Below are 21,282 nucleotides of genomic sequence, written 5' to 3'. Positions count from 1 at the left end.
CCGATCTCGTCTTCCCGCCCTGAACTCCACCACTACTACTGCGACCGCCGGGCAGAAGTTCGCCGGGACGTCAGCATCACACACGAACGAACCTCATTGTTTACGTCGGCTTACCACCATGTGCGCGATAGATGACAGAATAGCGCCAATGTCGCGTTCTGCTGTTAACAAGGCAGCCGACGGGGGCGGCGCAACTGCGTCGGGCAGCCACGAGCACGGCACATTCCGCGCCCGTCGCGCACTCATCGTCGGCGTCTGTGTCGTCGTCGTGCTGCTGGTCGTGGCGTTTCTCGCCGACCTCGGCGCGGCCGCGCGTGGCGAGTACCGCTTGTCGCGATCGTTGCAGGCCTCGCCGCAGATCAGCTTCGATCCCGAGGTCACGCTCAGCGGATTCCCCTACGTGTCACATGCCGCGCGTGGCGAGTTCTCCGGCGCGACCATCACCGCGCGCGGCGTCGCGGTGGCCGGTTGCCACATCCGACGCGGATGTACCGCAGAACTCGGCGCCCGCCTGGGGACACTGTCTGTGCCCGATGGGTGGAATATCGGGCCGTCGGACACCATGCACGCAGAGTCGGTCGACGCGTATACGCGGCTGGACTCGGTGAATCTCGGCCGATTCCTGGCAATCCTCGACCTCACGGTGAACACACCCGCCCCCGAGGGCGAGGCGGGCGGCGGTGGCCCACAGGATGGCCTGCTGCACCGATCGTCCGGGGTGCTGCTCACCGGAACCGTCGCATTGCCCCCGTCGGACAGTCCTCTGCCCTCCGCAGGCGGCGAGAGCACTCCCGTCCCCGCTGACACCCCGTCGGCGTCGGAATATCGGGGTCGTAAAGCAAAGGTGAGCGTCAGCGTCGACCTCTCCATCCGCGACGGACGGCTACACCTACAGGCCACCGACTTCTACGACGGCCCGGAAGAACACGAGAGCGCTCCCGAACTCGACGGCGCCGACAACGCGGCGCTGCGCGCCCAAGTGCTGCAACGATTTTCGACGACGCTGCCTCCCCTCCCCCTCCCGTGGGGAATCACTGCCACGGGTGCGCGCAGCGAGGGAAGCGACGTACTCCTCGTCGCCGACACCGGTCCGCGCGATCTTCGCCCGAGCGACTTCTGACACCGGCCGGCATTGTGCGCGTGAGCGCAACTCGCCACCGCGCGCGAGCGCAACTCGACCACCGAGTCGGAATCATGGGGGCCGCTATTGAAGCGTCGTGGGGTGGCTGTTGTACCCTCGTGGGCATGCAACTGCGCCGTGAGCTTCTGCTCACCCGTCGGCGGGCGATCGACTTTTGTCGCGTCGCCGACTGTTGCTGTCTCTAGTCCGGTGATCGCGCCACCTCGGCACGCTCACCACAGGTGACGGCCGGTGTGTGCAGTGTGCGCGCTCGTGACATCGCAAGTCCGCATCTCGTCAGATGCCGCCGTCATCGTTCGACCGTCATTCGACCGACGTCCGGCCGGTTCTCATCACTCCGGTGACCGGACACACTCACCGAGAAATCCCACCTCTGGAAGGAACCAGACATGGCACGTTCCGACGTCCTGGTCAGCGCCGATTGGGCTGAGCAGAACCTGAACAACGACAAGGTCGTCTTCGTCGAGGTCGACGAGGACACCAGCGCTTACGACGGCGGCCACATCGAAGGCGCCGTCAAGCTCGACTGGAAGACCGATCTGCAGGATCCGGTCCGTCGCGACTTCGTCGACCGCGAGCAGTTCTCCGCGCTGCTCAGCGAGCGCGGCATCTCCAACGACGACACCGTCGTCCTCTACGGCGGCAACAACAACTGGTTCGCCGCTTACGCGTACTGGTACTTCAAGCTCTACGGCCACCAGGACGTCAAGCTGCTCGACGGTGGACGCAAGAAGTGGGAGCTCGACGGCCGCCCGCTGTCGACCGACGCTGTCTCGCGCCCCGCGACCGAGTACAAGGCCGCCGATCCCGACAACTCGATCCGCGCCTTCCGCGACGAGGTCGTCGACGCCATCGGCGTGAAGAACCTCGTCGACGTGCGTAGCCCTGACGAGTTCTCCGGCAAGATCCTGGCTCCCGCGCACCTCCCGCAGGAGCAGAGCCAGCGTCCCGGCCACATCCCCGGCGCCATCAACGTGCCGTGGAGCAAGGCTGCCAACGAAGACGGCACCTTCAAGTCCGACGACGACCTCGCCGAGCTGTACAAAGAAGCGGGCCTCGACGGCTCGAAGGAGACCATCGCGTACTGCCGTATCGGTGAGCGCTCGAGCCACACCTGGTTCGTGCTGCAGGAGCTGCTCGGACAGACGAATGTGAAGAACTACGACGGCAGCTGGACCGAATACGGTTCGCTGGTCGGCGTTCCGGTTGAACTGGGAGAAGGAAAGTAAGTATGTGTGCTGCACCCAAGCAGGGACAGAAGTTGCCCGCGGGCGTCGACGTCGAGAAGGAGACCGTCCTGACCGGACAGGTCACCGACGCCTCCGGTAACCCGGTGGCGGGAGCGTTCGTGCGACTGCTCGACTCGACCGGTGAGTTCACCGCCGAGGTCGTCGCAAGCCCCACCGGCGATTTCCGCTTCTTCGCCGCCCCCGGCACCTGGACGCTGCGCGCCCTGTCGTCGGTCGGCAACGGCGACGTGACCGTCAGCCCCGAGGGCCCCGGCGTTCACGACAAGGACATCACCGTCTCGAAGTAGACAGAAGAGTCGCAATCTCGAAGTAGCGCAACGCTTTTGAGGCTGCTGATTCGCAGATCAGGCCCGGTCACCCGCAGGGTGGCCGGGCCTGTTTTTTCGGCGGATAGGTCGATGCGTACCGCGTGCAGTCGGGGCACCGGCTGAGCAGATCATGCCTGCAACCGATGACGTGTTCGAGGAAACTCTCCGCGTCCGCCAGCTGGGCGCGTTGTGAACGTATCCATCGGAGCTTCTGCTCGATCAGTTCCGTGCGACCTTCTTCGTCGCGGTGCAGCACCAGCCGGATCTCGGCAAGACTCATGCCGACGCTCTGGCAGGCCTGAACTATGCGGATGCGACGAATGTGCTCCTCCGTGTACAAACGGTGGCCCGACGCTTCGCGATCGGGTACGACCACACCGAGGTCGTGCCAGTGCCGTAGCACGTGGTCGTCGACGCCGACTCGCCTCGAAGCCTCTCCGATCTTCACTTTCCGCCCAACCTTCCGTCTTGACCTCAGGTCAACCTGAGGTTTTACCTTGTCGCCATGATGACACACGATTCTCTGCCACCCGCTTCGATCGTCACCGTGAACGGAACCTCCATCGCGACAAGGACTCTCGAGCCCCCAACGGCCTCGGCGGGCGACATCGTGCTGTGCCACGGCACGCCATGGTCGTCACAGGTCTGGACCAGCGTTGCCACCGACTTGAGTCGCGACTACCGAGTATTTCTCTGGGATATGCCCGGCTATGGCGAGTCGGAGAAGAGCGCGGCAGTCACGACCGACTTGGCCGCACAAGCCGTACGACTGGGCGCGCTCATCGAGTTGTGGGGACTGCAGCGGCCACATGTCGTCGCGCACGACATCGGCGGCGCCGTCGCACTCCGCGCACATCTGCTCAACGGCGTCGAGTACGCAGACGTGTTCCTCTGGGACGTCGTCACCCTGGACCCGTGGGGTTCGCCCTTCTTCCGGCTGGTTGCCGAGAACGCACATGTCTTCGAGCAACTCCCGGCACATCTACATGCAGCACTGGTCAAGGAATACATTGCCGCAGCAGCCTTTCGGCCGTTATCCGACGAAGACGTCGAGGCGCTCGCCTCCCAGTGGCTCGGCCCCATCGGACAGGCGGCGTTCTACCGGCAGATCACAGCACTCAGCGCAGCCGACACCCGCCCTGTGGCGAATCGACTGGAAGCCACCCGCAGCCCGGTTCGTATCGGCTGGGGTCGGGATGATCCGTGGATACCGCTCCGGCAGGCCTATGAACTCCAGTCCAGATTCCCCGATCACCCCGAGGTTGTCGTCCTCGACGACGTCGGACACCTCACGCCCGTCGAACACCCGTCTGCGGTGACGGCGGCCGTTCGCGCATGGCTTGCGCGGCAACCGGCCCCACCGCGCCGTCGCCGAGTGGGCCACGGTCGGAGCCGACGCCCATCACCACCGTCGGCAGCCCAGGGCGGACGCGGCACGGCACAGTGATCCGACTCGAGGGCGCGGGTGCCAAGTGCACCATCTGCCGGATTGCCTACGGACCCGGCTGCGCCCTGCTCATGCAGCGACGTTTGCGCTTGGCGGTAAATTTAAACTACTTTACAAGTATGAGTGTTCGTCAGGTGCCGTTCTCGGAACTACAGAACCGTGGCAAAGCTGCGGTGTCGGAGTGGCTGGCCGCCGAGGGTGGTCGGCCGTTGCGGGTGACTCGACGTGATGCCGAGGACCTGGTCTTGATGACCGCGGCGCGGGCTGATCAGGAGCACGAGGTGGTTTCGGCTGCGGCGGCGGTGTTGCGGGCGCTGGTGGCCTCCGGTGAGACCGGCGTCTTTCGTGCGGCAGTGGTGACGGCGTTCGCATGGGCGCAGCTGCTCTCTGATGAAGAGGTCGATCAGTTCGCCGCGGAGTTGGCCGATTCGCTGACAGTGGGTGCCTCGCTGGACAATCCGGCGCCGTCGGCGCTGACGATCGAGGCGTGGCGGCACACCGCGGAGGTGTACGCCGATCCGGAGCTGGCGCGCGTTCTGGCCTCGGCCACCAATGGTGATGTTGGCGCGGTGCCTGCGCCGCACCTGTGAGCCCAGCCAAACGCGGCGACCGTGTCGCCCCGCCCGCCGCTGAGGTCTCAAACGCGAGGTATGAGGTCGGTGGCCGGATCTCCAGCCGAGTGTGGTCGACCTCAGTGAACTACCACCTGCGTATCGGAGTTAGAATCTAGCCGTGGTCATCTTCTTCGAAATCTTGCTGGTCCTCGCGGCCGTCCTGATCACCTGGTTTGCGCTGTACGTGCTCTACCGACTGGTCACAGACGAATCGTGACCTCCCCGGAGGACGCACAGCCCGACGACGCCGTCGCCGCCCGTAGATCAGGCGACGAGGCGATCAGCCAGGCCGATTCGCGCGCTGCCGAGTCAGGCAGCCGCGAACGCAACGTACCCGCGTGGGACGATCTCCCGCTCAAGCCCGATACCGCCAACCTGCGGCTCGGCGCGGACCTCCACCAGGGACTTCTCGCGTTACTACCGCTCGTCGGCGTCTGGCGTGGCGAGGGTGAGGGACACGATCCCGTCACGCACACCGACTACCACTTCGCCCAGCAGATCGTCGTCAGTCATGACGGGCAGAACTTCCTGAACTGGGAGTCGCGCTCCTGGGTCATCGACGAGGACGCCAACTTCCTGCGTCCCGACCAGCGTGAAACCGGCTACTGGCGCATCACCGAGGACGACTCCATCGAACTTCTCCTCGCCCACGCCGAGGGCTGGGTCGAGCTGTTCTACGGCCGGCCGCTGAACCAGACGTCGTGGAATCTCACCACCGACGCCGTTGTGCGCTCGGAGACGAGCGCCCCCGCGGGCAACGCCAAACGCCTCTACGGCATCGTTCCCGACGGCGACCTCGCCTACGTCGAAGAACGTGTCGATTCCGACGGCGACCTCACGCCCCGCCTTTCCGCCAAGCTGCGTCGTTTCGTCGGATAGTCAGACCGCGATGCTGCGGCAGCCGGCTGATCGTCGAACCGGCTGCCCATCACCCACGCAGTTGCGGCGGCGGACCGTCGAAGAAGAACTGGAGCGCGAGCGGGCCGTCGTCGATGATCTCTCCCATGAGGACCGGGCGCCCGCCTCGACGCTCGCCCTGCAGGATGTGGAACTCGCTGTCGGGCAGGATGCGCGACGAACCGCTCGGCAGATAGGTGAACAGGGCACCGTCGGTGCCGCAGAGACCTGAGGTCGACAGGATCGCCAGGTCGGCGAGGCCCTCGTTAAGCAAGACCAGGTGACCTGTGGTGGCACCAGCGATTCCGAGTCGGCTGTAGCCGAGGTTCTCGACAGTCCCGATGATCCAATTGGTCGGCCCGTCGTTGGTCCACTCCGGATCGTCGGCGGTGAGGTAGCGGCGACGCACTGCCGCAGTGCGATTCGACGATGCGTGCATACGCGTGTGGAGAGATCTGACCGCGCTGGTTGTTCTCATCATCGGCCTCCTGGCTGTCACGAATCACGGCTAACGAGTGCTTCTGACACGAAGTTCACTCCTCGGCATCGGCAGCCGCATGCGTAATCCACTACTCGTTGTCGGAATTGCCCGACAACCCGATGCAGCCGCACTACCTCAGATCGTGAAACACCCCGACGATGAAAGGCCCCCAGACACGGAACGACCCCCGCATCACCCGTCAGGGACGGGCACATCGGCCGGACGGCCGGATGCGGGGGTCGGGTGACCATCTGGTATTCGCCAACGAGCACAAGTGCCGGCGAAAGTGCCTAAGTCACAGGCGGTCCGCCGTTAGCGGATGGCCACCTCACGTGTCCGTATGTCATACAACTTCAGACCACCTCCTTTCTCGTGTACGACCGAACGTACGCCCGCCCCGAGGTGCTCGCAACGCCTTTTTCGATGCGCATACCGCGGTCGGATCTTCGGTGAGATTTTTTGTCAGACCTCGAATGTATGTTTGGTTCATGTCCTTGGAAACCACTCTCGACGCCGACGCAGCAGCGCCCGGCGCGTCGTCTGATGCCGGGCTCTTCGGCGCGCCGACGATGCCGCCGATCGTCGAGCAGATGTGCGAGGACGAGGAGCTGTCGAAGACCGATCTGGTCGAGATCATCGCGCACTGCGCGTCGGTGCGCGCCAGTGCCGATTATCGAATGCTGCAGGCTATCAGTCTGATTCACGAAGAGCACGAGGAAGACTACGGCTCAGAAATCGGCGAAGCGCACCCCGGTCCCGTTGCCTCTCCGGAGGATCTGCACGCGCTGACCACGCTCGCCAGATCCGGTGGTGACCCGCGCGCCCGGTTCGGTCCGGACGGACTCGAGCGCACCATCGCCGACGTCGGCGCGGTCCTCTCGGTCTCGCCCGCCAGGGCACGTGAGCTGATCACCGCCGGGCATGCCGTCCGCTATCGCCTGCCGCTCACCGGATCGGTGCTCGCGTGCGGACGTCTCGACCTGCCCCAGTTCCTCGTCGTCCTGTCACGCACCGCTCTGTGCGGACCCGACACCATCGCCGACGTCGACTCCCGAATCGCCTCGGCACTGCTGGCGCGCGACAAGATGTCGACGACACGACTCAAGGCACTCGTCGACAGCGTCGTCGCACAACTCGACCCTCCCGCGGTCAAGAGGCAGCGCGAGCTCGTCGACCACGACCGCGACGTGCAGGTACGGCCTGACCGGCACCAGCCGGGACAGTCCCGCATCAGCGGCACGCTGCCCATCGAGTCCGGTGTCATGATCAATGCCCGGCTCAACTCGATGGCCGACGCCGTCCACGACGCCGACCCGCGCACTCACGCACAACGTCGAGCCGACGCGCTCACCGCCTTCGCGCACGGCGAGAGCCACCTCACCTGTAGATGCGAGGCCTGCGCTGCGGCGGCCGAGGTCGCCGAGTCCGCCGGCGAACCGTCCCACGACCTGCCCGACCACGCCGCCGCACCGGCACCATTGGTCCCGCCTTCGCCGAGAGCGGTCATCCACGTCGTCGTCAACGAATCCACCATCAATGGCCACGACGACATGCCCGGATTCATCGACGGACACGGCGTCGTCGATGCGGAGACGATCCGAAAGCTACTCACGGACGCCGAGATCGACTTCCTGGATCCCGCGGCGATCAACGAGCGCGCCGCCTCATCGGCACTGCGGTACACGCCGAGCAAGAAGCTCGACGCCCTGATCCGCTCGGGCGAGCTGTGCTGCACATTCCCCGGGTGCAGCAACCCGGTATGGCGCGCCGACGTCGACCACGGCGAGGCTTTCAACCGCAGCAACCCGCAGGCCGGAGGCGCCACAGTTGCGGCAAACCTCAAGCCGCTGTGCAGGTTTCACCACAGGATCAAGACCTTCGGCAACTGGCGCGACCTGCAGACCGTGATGGGGACAACTCTGTTCGTCTCCCCCACCGGGCACACCTTCGTCGGCAATGCGTTCACGGGCTTCAACCTCTTCCGAGGCTTGCACAGGCAGAAGCCACCCGATCACCCTGCCAATCGACGAATCAACGCCGCACACGACGCCAAGCGGCGTCGAGCAGAGCGTGCCGAAAAACGTTGGAACGACGAGAACCCGCCGCCCTACTGAGCACTCGCCTACCGGGCACTCGCCTACTGGCACTCGCCACACCTACTGGGAGCCGACCGGTTCCCATTCGATCCGCACGAAGTCAGCAGACTCCGCGCGGGGTGGCTGGTGCGTCACGACCACCACGGTCCGCTCGGGACCGAACATGCCTCCCACCGGCGTCAGCAGGCGGGCCAGCAACTGCTCTGCGTCCGCGGCGTCGAGGTGTTCGGTCGGCTCGTCGAGCAGCACCACCGGTGCCCGGTGCAGCAGTGCACGGGCAAGCAACAGTCGACGACGCTGCCCGCCGCTGATCGCCTCCGCCCCACCGGTCAGCACCGTGTCGAGGCCGTCGGGCAGACCTGCCACCCAGTCGCCGAGGCCGACGGTCGCCAGCGCCTCGCGCATCTCGTCGTCGGTCACGTCGCCACGGGCCACGCGCAGGTTCTCGCCGAGCGTCGTCGAAAAGGTGTGCGCTTCTTCGGCGAAATAACATGCGGCCGAGCGCAATGCGACCGGCGCACCGTCCTGAGCGGTCGCAGTCACCGAACCGGCACGCGGCTCGAGCAGACCGGCGATGGTCAGCAGCAGCGTCGACTTTCCTATGCCGCTCGGGCCGACAACGGCAAGCCGCGATCCCGGCGAAAGAACCTGGGAGATGCCCTCGTCTGGGCCGAGCGTCGGCGGTGTGCCGTCGGCCGTCGCGGGCCATCCCCACCTCAGTTGATCGAGCGTCATCGTCACCGGCCCTGCGTATACCGGCACGTCGATGTCGTCGGCGCTATCCGCAGAAACTTCGACCTGGGCACCTTCGGCACGGGCACCGTCGACCAGCGCCATCACGCGCGCCGCGCTCTGGCGGCTGCGCTCCAGTTGGATGCCCGCCTCGGTCAGCGGTGCCGTCGACTCGAATGCCGAGAGCGGCAACAGGATCAGCACGCCGAGGATCATCGGGGTCAGTCCGTGTCCGCTCGCGACGTCGGCGAGGGAGCCCGACGTCGACGAAGCCAGGTGGATACCGATCAAGCACGCGGCCAGCAGCGAGACCCCCAGCGAAAGCGGCGTGGCCGCGGCTGCCAGTGACTGAACGCGCACACCACGATCGGCAGCAACGATGGCGTCCTCGTCCGCGACACGGGCGTCGGCCAACACCGCGTCACGACGCCGTCCGACGATCAGCTCCGGCGCGTGCCAGAGCGCGGTGGACGCGGTGTCGGCGGCTCGCGTGCTCGCGGCGGCACTGTCGGCGATGGCGCGCGCCGACCCACGCGCCGCGAGCCACGGCGCAACGACACCGCTGACGATGAGCGCCACCGCCAACACGATTGCAGCCCAACCGGATACGAACGCCATGATGATGATTGCCGCGAGCGACGTGGTGAATCCGACGCCGATCGGGATCAGTCCACGGATCAGTGCGTTACCGAGTTCGTCGATGTCGTCGCCGGTGCGGGTCAGCAGATCGCCACGTCGCAATGTGACCGAGTACGCGGGCGAACCGGTGGCCAACGCCAGGTACAGCCGTTCCCGCGCTGTCGCCATACCGCCGAGCGCCAGATCATGTGTCGCCAGCCGCTCCAGGTAGCGGAACAGACCGCGCGAGATACCCAGCGCGCGTACCGCGGTGATCGCGACCGACAGAAACAACACAGGCGGCATCTGCCAGGCGCGCGTGATCAGCCACGCAGACAGCGCGGCCAAGCCCAACGCCGCCAGCGCACCGGCGACCCCGAGCAACAACGACCGCGCAACCGGCTTCCACCTCAGATCGAGGAAACCCAATGCACGCACAAGCGGATCGCTGCGCCAGCCGGTCTTGTTGTCAGCCAACGCCGATCACCTCCGGAAATTCGACGATGCTGTCGGCATAGGCACGCGCAACCGGACGATGCGCGACGACGACCACCGTGTCGCCTGCCCACGCACGCCGTGCGATCGCACCGAGCACCGACGCTTCCGACGCCGCGTCGAGATGAGCCGTCGGCTCGTCGAGCAACAACAGCGGCGCCGGTGACGCCAACGCCCGTGTCAACGCGAGGCGTTGACGCTGGCCCGCAGACAGACCGACACCGCCCGCTCCGAGTACGGTGTCGAGTCCATTCGGTAGGGATCGCACCACGTCGTCGAAACCTGTTGCCGTGGAGGCCGCTTCGAATGATTCCGGCGCCAACTGCCCGAAGAGTGCGAGATTCTCGGCGACGGTCCCCGGCACGATGACCGGTTGTTGCGGAAGCCAGATCACCTGCTCGTGGTACGCGGTCGGTTCGAGTTCTGCGACCGGGATCGAGCCGACCAGCACCGACCCGTCGTCGGGTGCGATCAGGCCGAGCATGGTCGCGACGGCCGTCGACTTACCGGCGCCGTTCGGGCCGGTGAACAACGTGAACTGTCCGGGTTCGATGGTGGTCGTCAGGCCGTAGGGCGCCCAGCCGTCACGCCCATGGACGCCGACGTCGAGAAGCCGGATCGGTTCTCCCGCAACGGTGCACGTGCGCGTTCGACGAGATGTCGACGGTGCAGTGACATCGCCGGAATCGATCAGCTCCAGCACCTCGTTCGCCGCGGCGACCCCATCGGCCGAATTGTGGAACTGCGCACCCACCTGACGTAGCGGCAGATACGCCTCGGGCGCGAGGATGAGTGCGAAGACACCGGCGTACAGGCTCATATCGCCGAACACCAGCCGCAATCCGATGCCCACCGCGACCAGAGCGACACACAGCGTCGCCAAGAACTCGAGCACACCACCGGAGAGAAACGCCACCCGCAGCCCGGACATGGTGCTGCGCTTGTGTTCTCGACCCAGCTCGGCGACGCGTTCCGCCGGCGCCTTTGCTCGATTGAGTGCACGCAACGTCGGCAGCCCTGCGATCAGGTCGAGGACTTGTGAATTCAGCGTGCTCATCGTCTTGAGCTTGCGCTCGGTACGATCCCGGGTCATCAGTCCGATGAGGATCATGAACAACGGGATGAGCGGCAGCGTGATGATGATGATCAACGCCGACGGCCAGTCGGCCAATCCGATCACGATCACGACGGTCGGGGTCACCAGCACCGTCACGATCAACGCGGGAACATATCCCGACAGATACGGCCCCAGAGCGTCGAGTCCGCGCAACAGGACCGTCGTCGCATGTTCCCTGCGTCGCACCAACTCTCGCGTCGGGGTGCGGTCGGGATCGGTCAACACACGCAGCGCTCGCGCACGCAGCTCCGCAATGGTCGACGCCGACGCACGGTGCGCGTACCGGTCATGCGCGTACGACATGATCACGCGGACTGCCAACGCGCAGGCCAGAATCCACAGATGCGTCGACTGCGCCGAGATCGACCTGCGTGCGGGGTCGACGATGATCTCCGACAGGATCGACGCCGTCATCGCCGCGGCGACAAGCATCGCGACAGTGGTGATCGACGCCGAGATCGCGGTCACCGCAACGTAGCGGCGGGTCGACGGCGAGTACTTGAGCAGGCGAGGATCGAGAGGCGGACCCCCGCGACGCTTGGCCCCCGAGGCCGGTGGGGCACCCCGGCTATCGGCCGGGGCGCCCACCGGGCTTACTCCCACGCCTTCAGCGACGACAACCCGATCGACTCTGGGATCTGGTCAACCGACAGGCGCTTGCGGAACACCCAGTACGTCCAGGCCTGGTACGCGATCACGATCGGCGTGACGACCACCGCGGCGATCGTCATCACCGTGAGCGTGTAGTCGCTCGACGCCGTGTTCGCCACGGTCAGGTTGAACGCCGAATCGGTCGTCGACGGGAGCACATTCGGGAACAGACACGCGAAGAGTGAGGCAACCGTACCGGCGATGGCAATCGCGTTGGCGGTGAACGCGATTCCCTCCCGTTCGGCCTGCGTGGCGATCACCATGACGACCGCTGCGACGGCCGCGATCAACACCGGGATCCACGTCCAGCCGTTGCCGTAGGCGAACTGCGTCCACAGCAGGAAGACTGCCGCGACGACCAGCGTGGGAATGGCGAGCACCTTGGCGTACTTCTTCGAATCCTCTTCCAGCACACCACCGGTCTTGAGACTGAGGAAGATCGCGCCGTGGGTGAGGAACACCAGCAACGTCGTGACTCCACCCAGCAGTCCGTACGGGTTGAGAAGGTTGAAGAACCCGCCGGTGTACTGGTGCGCCTCGTCGATCGGCAGACCACGAACGACGTTGGCGAACGCGACGCCCCACAGAATGGCCGGAATCCACGAGCCGAGTCCGATACCGACGTCGCACCACTGCCGCCACTTGGGATTGTTGATCTTGCCACGCCATTCGATCGAGACGACGCGGGCGATCAGGCCGACAAGGATGAGGAACAGCGGCAGGTACAGCGCCGAGAACATGGTCGCGTACCACCCGCCGAACGCGGCGAACAGCGCGCCGCCTGCCGTCAGCAGCCAGACCTCGTTGCCGTCCCACACCGGCCCGATCGTGTTGAGCAGCACGCGGCGTCGTTTGTCGTTGTCCGCGGCGTCGTCGTCCGCGGATACCTTGCTGTCGCCGCCGGTATGGCTGCGTCCCAGTAACGGCATGAGCATGCCGACACCGAAGTCGAAGCCTTCGAGGACGAAGTATCCGACGAACAGAATGGCGACGATGATGAACCAGAGATTTCCGAGCATCTCTCCCACTCCTCAGTACGCGAACGTCAGTTGCTTGGGACCATCGGCATCGTGGTCGGTGACATCGTTGTCGAGCACCGGCGGCACGTCGTCGTGTGGACCGGGGCCCTCGATGATGTAGCGGCGCTGCAACAAGAACCAGACGACGCCGAGTGCGCCATAGAGGACGGTGAAGCCGATCAGCGTCACCCAGACGATCGGGGCGGTGTGATTGGAGACGCCGTTCTGCACCAGCATGTGTATTCGCGTCGGGTCGAGGTTGTCCTGCCAGTTCGGCACCACCACCCACGGCTGGCGACCCATCTCGGTGAAGATCCACCCGGATGCGTTGGCCAGGAACGGGGTTGGGATCATCCACAGCGCGAGCAGACCGAACTTACGTGAACTGATCACCTTCTTTTTCCGCGTCAACCACAGTCCGCCGAAGGCGACGATGACCGAACCGAGAGCCCACGTGATCATCGCGCGGAATCCCCAGTAGGTGACGAACAGGTTCGGCGCGAAGTTCTGATTCGGGGGCACACCCGGGGTGCCTGCCAGCTTCTCGGTGTACTCCCGCTGCAACTCGTTGACACCCTTGAGGGTCTGGTTGAAGCGATGCGTCGCCATGAACGACAACATGCCGGGCACCTCGATCACGTGGTCGATGTGGTCGCAGTTGTTCTGCCTACCGATCGAGAGCACGGAGAAGCCCGCATTCGTCTGTGTCTCACACAGTGATTCGGCCGCAGCCATCTTCATCGGCTGCTGTTTGAACATGATCTGCGCCTGGTAGTCGCCGGTGATGATCAGCAACACTCCCGAGACGATCGCCACCCAGCACGCGAATCGGGTGACCGGGCGCCAGAGTCGTCGTGCATCTCGTTCCAGATCCTCTGGCGTGGCGTCGATCTGGCTGGGCGAGGTGGTCTTGGGCATATCGGAGGTGTCGCCCGTCTCGATGGCCTCGCGCAACTTCTTGGCGCGCCACATGTTTCGAGCCATCCACCACGCACCGATGGCCGCGACGAATGTTGCCGCGGTCAGCCACGCACCGACGATCACGTGCGGGAACGCGGCAAGGGTGGTGTTGTTGGTGATCACCGCCCAGAAGTTGTTCATCGCAGGACGATTGCGCTCATCGCTCCACTCGACGCCGACCGGATGCTGCATGAACGAGTTCGCTGCGATGATGAAGTACGCCGACGCGGTGACGCCGATCGTGACCAACCAGATCGTTGCGAGGTGAATGGGTCGCGGCAGGCGACTCCAGCCGAAGATCCACAACCCGAGGAACGTCGACTCGAGGAAGAAGGCGATCAGCCCCTCGAGGGCGAGCGGCGCGCCGAAGACATCGGCGACGTACCTGCTGTATTCGCTCCAGTTCATTCCGAACTGGAACTCCTGCACGATGCCGGTTGCGACGCCGAGCGCGAAGTTGATCAGGAAAAGCTTCCCGAAGAATTTCGTGGCCCTCAACCACTGCTCATTCCCGGTCTTGAACCAGACCGTTTGCATGATCGCGACCATCGGCGCGAGACCGATGGTCAACGGAACAAGAATGAAGTGATAGACAGTCGTGATTCCGAACTGCCATCGTGACAAATCCAGAGCGTTCATCGCGTCTCGAATCTCATAGCCGCGCCCCCGGGCTGGGAGACGCGTCCTGGTACGAAAACACGAGCTTGCTACGACACCACGTAGTAGCTCGTTGTCGACGACGCTACGCTGGGCCGATCCTGGGGACAAGCAGCCAAAGGTCCCGTCGTCAGGATGAAGTTATGAGCCGTGTCTCAAACTCACGCCGGCGACTCGGCGGGGGACTCCACAAAGCTATGCTGCCGACCCGCCTATTCTGAGTCATCGCAGATGGCACGGTCCACCAAATCGGCGAACTGCTCAGTATTCGACGCCACGGGCGTTACGTATCTGTTGAGTGCTGTCACTCGCGCAGCCAAGGTGACGCTACTCACGAGCCAGAACGAATCCGCGGCAATCAGGTCAGCTGTCCGCAGAATCCGCGTCTCGGTGCGCCATCCCTCTTTTTCGGCCAATTCGAAAGTGGCTCTCGCCGTGGTTCCGGGAAGAATGCCGACCTCGGTGGGAGGCGTGACCAAGGTCTTGTCGTAGACGGCGACGACAGTGGAACGCGGACCCTCGAGCACCGCACCCTCAGCGCTGAGATAGATGACGTCGTCGAATCCCTGCGCCGCCGCGTGCCGCAGTGCCGCCATGTTGGTCGCGTAACTCAACGTCTTCGCACCGAGGAGTTGCCAGGGCGAGCTCGCCGCGGCGTCGATCGAATAACCCCGATCGAGCGTGACAACAGAGACACCGTCGCGTCGGACCGCCGTCACCCGATCGGCGACACGCCCGACAGTCAGATACGCCGTGGGCGGACCGTCTGCGCCCGCACTCTCGCGGCCTCGCGAATAGACCAGGCGCGCAAGGCCCTCGGCACCGCGCGGTGCGTCGGCGGTCCACTGCTTGGCCGCGACGTCGATCAGCTCACGCCACGCGTCGACGTCGGGCTCGGGGAGGTCGAGCATCGCAGCACTGCGTGTGAGGCGTTCGAGGTGCAAATCGACGCACCGCGCGCGTCCCCCGCGCACGAGCAGCGTCTCGAAGATGCCGTCGCCCCGCACCGCGGCAAGGTCGTCGGCGTGCAGGAACGGTTCGTCAGGCTCGTGGCGCTCACCGTCGAGGGTCATCAGGATCGAGTGCGACATAGTCCACGAGGCTAGCGTTCGCTGCGTAGAATCAGTGAGGTGGCGCCCTCCCCGATCTTGACCAGGTATTCCACCAAGGGCGCGGTCGCTGACCCGCACTCTCCCTCAGACGATTCGTCGACGACGCTCGCGTGGCATTACGGCGATCCTCTCGGCGAACAGCGTGCCGCCGTGCGCGGTGCCGTCATCATCGACCGCTCCGATCGCGCAGTGATCGAGGTACCCGGCTCCGATCGCCTCACCTGGCTGCACAACATCAGCAGCCAGCATGTGAGCCATCTCGCCGATCGACGCAGCGCCGAGTCGCTGTCCCTCGACATCAACGGTCGCATCGAAGACCACTTCGTCGTCACCGACGTCGACGAGGTCACCTGGATCGACACCGAGGGCGATCGGGGGACACCGCTACTCGACTTCTTCACCAAGATGGTCTTCTGGTCCGACGTCGCGCCCGCGGCCCGACCCGACATGAAGGTGCTGACCCTCATCGGCCCCGACGTATTGCGCGGACCGATCGCCGAGGTGCTCGAGATCGACCCCGACGCCGCGCCGTACACCGCTGGCGACCTCCCCGAAGCCCACCACGAAGAAGAACCGCTCGGCTTCTGGCGCATCATGCCGCCGCTGTCGGAGGGCCCGCACGCATCCGGCGCACTCCCCGTGGTCGACCTGGTGGTCCCCGAGTCGCAGATCGTGAGCTGGTGGGACACGGTGCTCGAAGCGGGCGCACGCGCCGCCGGCAGCTGGGCGTTCGACGCCTTGCGGGTCGCGGGCATGCACCCCCGCCTCGGCATCGACACCGACGAACGAACGATCCCCCACGAGCTGAACTGGATCGGCGGACCCGACGAGTTCGGCGCCGTCCATCTCGACAAGGGCTGCTACCGCGGCCAGGAGACCGTGGCGCGCGTCCACAACCTCGGCAAACCACCCCGACGACTCGTCCTGCTACACCTCGACGGCAGCGCCGACGACAAGCCCGAGCCGGGCGCCACCGTGACCGCGGGCGGACGCACCGTCGGGCGTGTCGGAACCGTCATCGACCATTTCGAACTCGGACCGATCGCCCTTGCCCTGGTCAAGAGCGGAATCGGCCCCGACGTCGAGCTCGAGGTCGGGGATGGACTGCCCGCCCGCATCGATCCCGACTCGATCCGGGTCGACGATCGGGTACAGGCCGGCCGAGCCGCGATCGACAAGCTGCGCGGCCGATGAGCACATCGGCGAGCGAGCAGCCGCAGGAGCTTCTCGGGCACGTCCTGGCGGTCTGCGTCGCCGAGCGCGACATCGACCTGGGACGTGTCGGCGTGAGCGCCATCGACAAGCGTCCGCAGCACGGCAGGGTGTCCGTCGGCGACGAGGGTCTCATCACCGATCACGTCTGCGACAGAAAGCACCACGGCGGACTCGACCAGGCCGTCTACGCCTACGACCACGCAGAGGCACACGAGTGGGCGACGACGCTCGGGCGTGAACTTCCTTACGGCTGGTTCGGCGAGAACCTCCGGGTGACCGGTCTCCCGGTGACCGACGCGCTGGTCGGCGAACAGTGGGCCATCGGCGACGACGGGCTGCTCCTCGAAACCACGATTCCCCGCATCCCGTGCCGCACCTTTGCCGCGTGGGCTGACGAACCCCAGTGGATCAAACGGTTCCTCGACCGCTCAGACGTGGGCACGTACCTGCGGGTTCTCCACCCGGGCACGGTCGGCGCGGGCGACGACATCCGCGTCGTGTTCCGCCCCGACCACGGTGTGCGGGTGCGTCACCTGATCACCGGGACCGACGCCGGCTCATTGCGTGCGTTACTGGCCGACGACGACCTCGCTCCCAAGGTCCGCCGCGAGGCCACCAAGAAACTCGCTCGCGCGTAGGCAGGGCAATCCACAGAATCCGTTTGGGCGCGCTAGACTGGTCAGCACGACAGATTCACTACCTAGAGAACGGGGCCGCCACTAGTTTGGCCGCCCCGTCATTGTGCGAGGGGGTCCCATATGGGCCGCGGCCGGGCGAAAGCAAAGCAGACGAAGGTTGCTCGTCAGCTCAAGTACTCCACTCCCCACACCGACTTCGACAGCTTGCAACGCGAGCTGTCGGGGTCGGACGATTCGGCAGACCGTCCGAATCCTGTGGACGAGTGGGCCGAAGAGGAGGAGTGGAAGCGCGCCTGACGCGTCCCTTCTCCTGCGGTAACCCGCACGACCTTTTAGTCACGTCGGTGATGCGCTCGGCAGTCCCGTGCGCATCACCGACGATGCTTACTCCCAGACTTTCTTAAAAGCGAGGGTGCTCTCCGACGACCGTCACCTTGGGGACGTCGTGGTTCTTCGGTTCCGGTGAACGCTTGATCGAACCCAACACCCAGTTGTCGACGTGGCGCGCGGTCAGCACGGCCAGCGCACGGTCGGTGTCCTCGGGTGCGACGATGGCGACCATCCCGACACCCATGTTGAATGTGCGTTCCATCTCGGCCTGCTCGACGCGGCCACGCTGCGCGATGAGCGCGAAAATCGGTGCGGGCGTCCAGGTTCCGCGTTCCAGCTCGGCGACCAAGCCGTCGGGGATGACGCGTGAGAGGTTCTCGGCGAGTCCACCGCCGGTGATGTGCGCGAAGATCCGCACGTCGGTCTCCGCAGCGAGTGCAAGGCAGTCACGCGCGTAGATGCGGGTCGGCTCGAGGAGTTCCTCGCCCAGCGTGCGCCCGAACTCCTCCACATGACCGCTCAGGTCCATGTGGCCCCACTCGAGAAGCACCTTGCGCGCGAGCGAGTAGCCGTTCGAGTGCAGCCCCGACGAACCCATCGCGATCACGACGTCGCCCGCGCGTACGCGTTCCGGCGACAGCAGTTGGTCGGCCTCGACGATGCCGACAGCGGTGGCCGAGAGGTCGTAATGATCGGGCAGCATGAGCCCTGGGTGCTCGGCCGTCTCGCCGCCGAGCAGCGCGCAGCCGGCAGCCACACAGCCGTCGGCGATGCCCGCGACGATTTCTGCGACGACCTCCGGGATCACCTTGCCGATGGCGATGTAGTCCTGCAGGAAGAGCGGCTCTGCACCACACACGACGAGGTCGTCGACGCACATGGCGACGAGGTCTTGTCCGACGGTGTCGTGCTTTCCGACGGCCTGGGCGACCGCGAGTTTGGTGCCGACGCCATCGCTCGACGCAGCGAGGACCGGCTCACGGTAATTTCCCTTGAGCGCGAACAGACCGGCGAACCCGCCCAATCCACCCATCACTTCGGGCCGCGTGGCACGTTTTGCATGCGGGGCGAACAGTTCGACGGCGCGCTCACCTGCGTCGATGTCGACACCAGCAGCCGCGTACGACGCTCCGGCATCCGTCGGCGTCGAGTCGCCCGTACTCGGTTCGTTGGCTACCGAATCCTTCTCGGACATGTAGGCGCGCACCCCTGTTCGCAATCGCTGATGGTCGGATCACACGCTACCGGAGAGCGCGCAGAGCGTCGCCACAGGCAGCAGTTCACGAGAGGGGGTTCACGGTGGCGCGGTTGCGCCGGAGGCTGGGATCAGGGCCGCAGGACGGCGCTGGCGTTGTCGTTCGGCACGGTCAGCGGGTCGACGCGGCCGTCACCTGCGGCGCTGGCGAGCATCTGCTCGAGGACAGCCTTGCCCATCGACGTCTCCTTGGGGAGTTCGATGGGATAGTTTCCGTCGAAGCAGGCCGCGCACAGCGACGACGCCGGCTGATCCGTGGCGGCGATCATCTCGTCGATGCTGATGTAACCGAGCGAATCGGCGCCGATTGCCTGGCGCACTCCCTCGACCATGTGTTCCTCGGACTCCATGCCGTTGGCGATCAACTCCGCGGGCGACGCGAAGTCGATGCCGTAGAAGCACGGCCACCGCACCGGACTCGACGCGATACGTACGTGGATCTCGGCCGCGCCCGCCTCGCGCAGCATCCGGATCAGTGCCCGCTGGGTGTTGCCGCGGACGATCGAATCGTCGACGACGACGAGCCGCTTGCCGCGGATCACTTCCTTGAGCGGATTGAGCTTGAGGCGGATACCGAGTTGGCGAATGGTCTGCGATGGCTGGATGAACGTGCGGCCGACGTAGGCGTTCTTCATCAGTCCCTGGCCGTAGGGGATACCCGATTCCTGGGCGTAGCCGACCGCTGCGGGCGTACCCGACTCCGGCACCGGGATCACCAGGTCGCCGTCGGCGGGGAACTCCCTGGCCAGTCGTCGACCGATCTCGACGCGGGTCGAATGGACCGACCGCCCGTGGATCACGCTGTCCGGACGGGCGAGGTAGACGTACTCGAAGACGCAACCGCGGGGCGTCGGCTCTGCGAAGCGGGTGCTGCGCACACCGTCGGCGTCGATGGCCAGCAGCTCGCCGGGTTCGATGTCGCGGACGAACGACGCGCCGACGATGTCGAGCGCCGCGGTCTCGGACGCGACAACCCATCCCCTGTCGAGCCTGCCGAGCGACAGCGGTCGCACACCGTGCGGATCGCGGGCCGCGTACAGGGTGTGCTCGTCCATGAAGGTCAGGCAGAACGCACCGCGCAGCGTCGGCAGGAGTTCCATCGCGGCCTGTTCGATGCTGCTGTCGGCAGCGCCGTGAGCCAGCAGCGCGCCGACGATGTCGGAATCCGACGTCGCGGCTCCGCTGGCGATTCCCAGCTCACGGGCGCGACTTGCCAGATCAGCAGTGTTGACGAGGTTTCCGTTGTGCCCCAGGGCAACTCCGGTTCCGGCGTCTGTGGTGCGGAAGATCGGCTGCGAGTTCTCCCAGGTGGTCGAGCCGGTCGTCGAATACCGGCAGTGGCCGATGGCTACGTGACCGACCATCGCTCCGAGCGTCTGCTCGTCGAAGACCTGACTGACCAGACCGAGGTCCTTGAAGACCAGCACCTGTGAACCGTCGCCGACCGCGATACCCGCAGCCTCTTGGCCGCGGTGCTGCAGGGCGTACAGGCCGTAATAGCTGAGTTTGGCGACGTCTTCGCCCGGTGCCCAGACACCAAAAACGCCGCACTCCTCGCGCGGCTCGTTCTCGGGTTCGTCCATCGCGTCCCGTGCGGGACAGGCGTGCTGGGTAGGAGCCAGCAGGTTGGCGCTTGTGATCGAAAGATCCGGCATACGACGGGCTCCCTGGGCTGAAACGTGGCGGCGCGGGCTTCGCGTGACGAAGGTAACCACCGGCAAGTTTACGTGCCGGTAGCCCTTCATTTCCAATTGTGCAGCGGCGTGGCACCTGCGGTTATTCCACATGTGAGCCAGCGCACGCGCACATCTACACGCGAACCAGCGGCATCCAGGTGGCCACCTCGTCGGCCCTGCTACCCGACGACGAGACCGCACCGCTCGCGACCAGGTCGCCGAAATCCTCGTCACCGACGGCCAGAAGGAGCCACGACCTCGGATCGGTCTCGACCACGTTGGGTGGTGTGCCCCGCGTGTGCCGCGGCCCCTCGATGCACTGCACCGCCACGAACGGGGGCACCCGCACCTCGACGGAGTTCCCTGGCGCGATGTCCTCGAGGGTGCGCGCCGTCAGCCGCACCGCGGCGGCGAGTTCGGCTCGGGCGGGCGCGGGCAGGGTGTCGTCGCGCAACCAGGGCGCGACGGCGAGGACCGCCGCGCGGGCAGCCGCCGGATCGATCGGTTTTCGCGCAGGCATCCCGCAATGATGCACCCGCCGCGTCGACCCCGATCCCGGCGCCTCCGAGGGTG

The 21,282-nt window shown here is 65.7% G+C and carries 20 protein-coding genes; 10 read left to right on the top strand and 10 right to left on the bottom strand.

What is annotated here, in order from left to right; all coding sequences use genetic code 11:
• Window positions 1–148 precede the first annotated feature (148 nt).
• The 3 genes from GOSPT_RS06280 to GOSPT_RS06270 all read left to right on the top strand — a co-directional run bounded on the left by GOSPT_RS06280 (window position 149) and on the right by GOSPT_RS06270 (window position 2,678).
• Window positions 149–1,120 carry an LmeA family phospholipid-binding protein gene (locus GOSPT_RS06280; protein WP_005204221.1) on the top strand — a complete coding sequence of 324 codons (972 nt, stop codon included), beginning with the start codon at window positions 149–151 and terminating at the stop codon, window positions 1,118–1,120.
• Window positions 1,121–1,530: 410 nt separating this feature from the next.
• Window positions 1,531–2,370, top strand: a complete 840-nt coding sequence (locus GOSPT_RS06275) for a sulfurtransferase (RefSeq protein WP_005204219.1) — start codon at window positions 1,531–1,533, stop codon at window positions 2,368–2,370.
• 2 nt (window positions 2,371–2,372) lie between these two features.
• Complete coding sequence (locus GOSPT_RS06270; RefSeq protein ID WP_005204217.1) at window positions 2,373–2,678, top strand: DUF1416 domain-containing protein; 306 nt, start codon at window positions 2,373–2,375, stop codon at window positions 2,676–2,678.
• A 67-nt stretch (window positions 2,679–2,745) separates the two neighbouring features.
• Here GOSPT_RS06270 and GOSPT_RS06265 read toward each other — a convergent pair whose 3' ends face one another.
• A complete protein-coding gene (locus tag GOSPT_RS06265) occupies window positions 2,746–3,147 on the bottom strand; it encodes a helix-turn-helix domain-containing protein (protein ID WP_005204215.1) in 402 nt (133 codons plus the stop codon).
• 57 nt (window positions 3,148–3,204) lie between these two features.
• Between GOSPT_RS06265 and GOSPT_RS06260 the strand changes: the two genes are divergently transcribed.
• From GOSPT_RS06260 to GOSPT_RS06245, 3 genes are all read left to right on the top strand, one after another.
• Entirely contained in the window at window positions 3,205–4,146 is a 942-nt protein-coding gene (locus GOSPT_RS06260; protein ID WP_005204214.1) for an alpha/beta fold hydrolase, read from the top strand.
• A gap of 119 nt (window positions 4,147–4,265) precedes the next feature.
• The gene (locus GOSPT_RS06255) at window positions 4,266–4,736 is read left to right on the top strand and encodes a hypothetical protein (protein WP_039855000.1); all 471 of its coding nucleotides are present in this window, start codon (window positions 4,266–4,268) and stop codon (window positions 4,734–4,736) included.
• Between the two features lie 237 nt (window positions 4,737–4,973).
• Window positions 4,974–5,639, top strand: coding sequence for a heme-binding beta-barrel domain-containing protein (locus GOSPT_RS06245; protein ID WP_005204210.1), 666 nt, complete (start codon window positions 4,974–4,976; stop codon window positions 5,637–5,639).
• 49 nt (window positions 5,640–5,688) lie between these two features.
• Here GOSPT_RS06245 and GOSPT_RS06240 read toward each other — a convergent pair whose 3' ends face one another.
• Complete coding sequence (locus tag GOSPT_RS06240; RefSeq protein ID WP_245548694.1) at window positions 5,689–6,138, bottom strand: hypothetical protein; 450 nt, start codon at window positions 6,136–6,138, stop codon at window positions 5,689–5,691.
• Window positions 6,139–6,626: 488 nt separating this feature from the next.
• Between GOSPT_RS06240 and GOSPT_RS06235 the strand changes: the two genes are divergently transcribed.
• Entirely contained in the window at window positions 6,627–8,252 is a 1,626-nt protein-coding gene (locus GOSPT_RS06235; protein ID WP_005204207.1) for an HNH endonuclease signature motif containing protein, read from the top strand.
• 42 nt (window positions 8,253–8,294) lie between these two features.
• On the opposite strand, the gene cydC is transcribed toward GOSPT_RS06235, so the two are convergent.
• From cydC to GOSPT_RS06210, 5 genes are all read right to left on the bottom strand, one after another.
• On the bottom strand, window positions 8,295–10,061 hold the full coding sequence (cydC, locus tag GOSPT_RS06230) for a thiol reductant ABC exporter subunit CydC (RefSeq protein WP_005204205.1): 1,767 nt from the start codon (window positions 10,059–10,061) through the stop codon (window positions 8,295–8,297).
• Complete coding sequence (gene cydD, locus GOSPT_RS06225; RefSeq protein ID WP_005204203.1) at window positions 10,054–11,784, bottom strand: thiol reductant ABC exporter subunit CydD; 1,731 nt, start codon at window positions 11,782–11,784, stop codon at window positions 10,054–10,056. Before cydD ends, cydC begins: the two co-directional genes overlap by 8 nt.
• 5 nt (window positions 11,785–11,789) lie before the next feature.
• The gene (gene cydB / locus GOSPT_RS06220; protein WP_005204202.1) at window positions 11,790–12,866 is read right to left on the bottom strand and encodes a cytochrome d ubiquinol oxidase subunit II; all 1,077 of its coding nucleotides are present in this window, start codon (window positions 12,864–12,866) and stop codon (window positions 11,790–11,792) included.
• A 12-nt stretch (window positions 12,867–12,878) separates the two neighbouring features.
• Complete coding sequence (locus GOSPT_RS06215) at window positions 12,879–14,465, bottom strand: cytochrome ubiquinol oxidase subunit I (protein WP_005204199.1); 1,587 nt, start codon at window positions 14,463–14,465, stop codon at window positions 12,879–12,881.
• A gap of 230 nt (window positions 14,466–14,695) precedes the next feature.
• Complete coding sequence (locus GOSPT_RS06210; RefSeq protein ID WP_005204198.1) at window positions 14,696–15,574, bottom strand: aminodeoxychorismate lyase; 879 nt, start codon at window positions 15,572–15,574, stop codon at window positions 14,696–14,698.
• Between the two features lie 39 nt (window positions 15,575–15,613).
• On the opposite strand from GOSPT_RS06210, the gene ygfZ reads away from it, so the two are divergent.
• From ygfZ to GOSPT_RS23060, 3 genes are all read left to right on the top strand, one after another.
• Entirely contained in the window at window positions 15,614–16,789 is a 1,176-nt protein-coding gene (gene ygfZ / locus GOSPT_RS06205; RefSeq protein WP_005204196.1) for a CAF17-like 4Fe-4S cluster assembly/insertion protein YgfZ, read from the top strand.
• On the top strand, window positions 16,786–17,448 hold the full coding sequence (locus tag GOSPT_RS06200; RefSeq protein ID WP_005204194.1) for an MOSC domain-containing protein: 663 nt from the start codon (window positions 16,786–16,788) through the stop codon (window positions 17,446–17,448). Before ygfZ ends, GOSPT_RS06200 begins: the two co-directional genes overlap by 4 nt.
• 120 nt (window positions 17,449–17,568) lie before the next feature.
• Window positions 17,569–17,745, top strand: a complete 177-nt coding sequence (locus GOSPT_RS23060; protein ID WP_005204191.1) for a DUF3073 domain-containing protein — start codon at window positions 17,569–17,571, stop codon at window positions 17,743–17,745.
• A 103-nt stretch (window positions 17,746–17,848) separates the two neighbouring features.
• Here GOSPT_RS23060 and purM read toward each other — a convergent pair whose 3' ends face one another.
• The 3 genes from purM to GOSPT_RS06185 form a co-directional block, all read right to left on the bottom strand.
• The gene (gene purM / locus GOSPT_RS06195; protein WP_039855026.1) at window positions 17,849–18,973 is read right to left on the bottom strand and encodes a phosphoribosylformylglycinamidine cyclo-ligase; all 1,125 of its coding nucleotides are present in this window, start codon (window positions 18,971–18,973) and stop codon (window positions 17,849–17,851) included.
• Between the two features lie 131 nt (window positions 18,974–19,104).
• On the bottom strand, window positions 19,105–20,688 hold the full coding sequence (purF, locus tag GOSPT_RS06190) for an amidophosphoribosyltransferase (protein WP_005204188.1): 1,584 nt from the start codon (window positions 20,686–20,688) through the stop codon (window positions 19,105–19,107).
• A gap of 154 nt (window positions 20,689–20,842) precedes the next feature.
• Window positions 20,843–21,229, bottom strand: coding sequence for a sterol carrier family protein (locus GOSPT_RS06185; RefSeq protein ID WP_005204186.1), 387 nt, complete (start codon window positions 21,227–21,229; stop codon window positions 20,843–20,845).
• Window positions 21,230–21,282: the final 53 nt, after the last annotated feature.

The organism is Gordonia sputi NBRC 100414, from assembly GCF_000248055.1.
Classification (GTDB): domain Bacteria; phylum Actinomycetota; class Actinomycetes; order Mycobacteriales; family Mycobacteriaceae; genus Gordonia; species Gordonia sputi.
The sequence above is the reverse complement of the archived record's forward strand: the minus strand, read 5'-3'. Positions and strand labels throughout refer to the sequence as shown.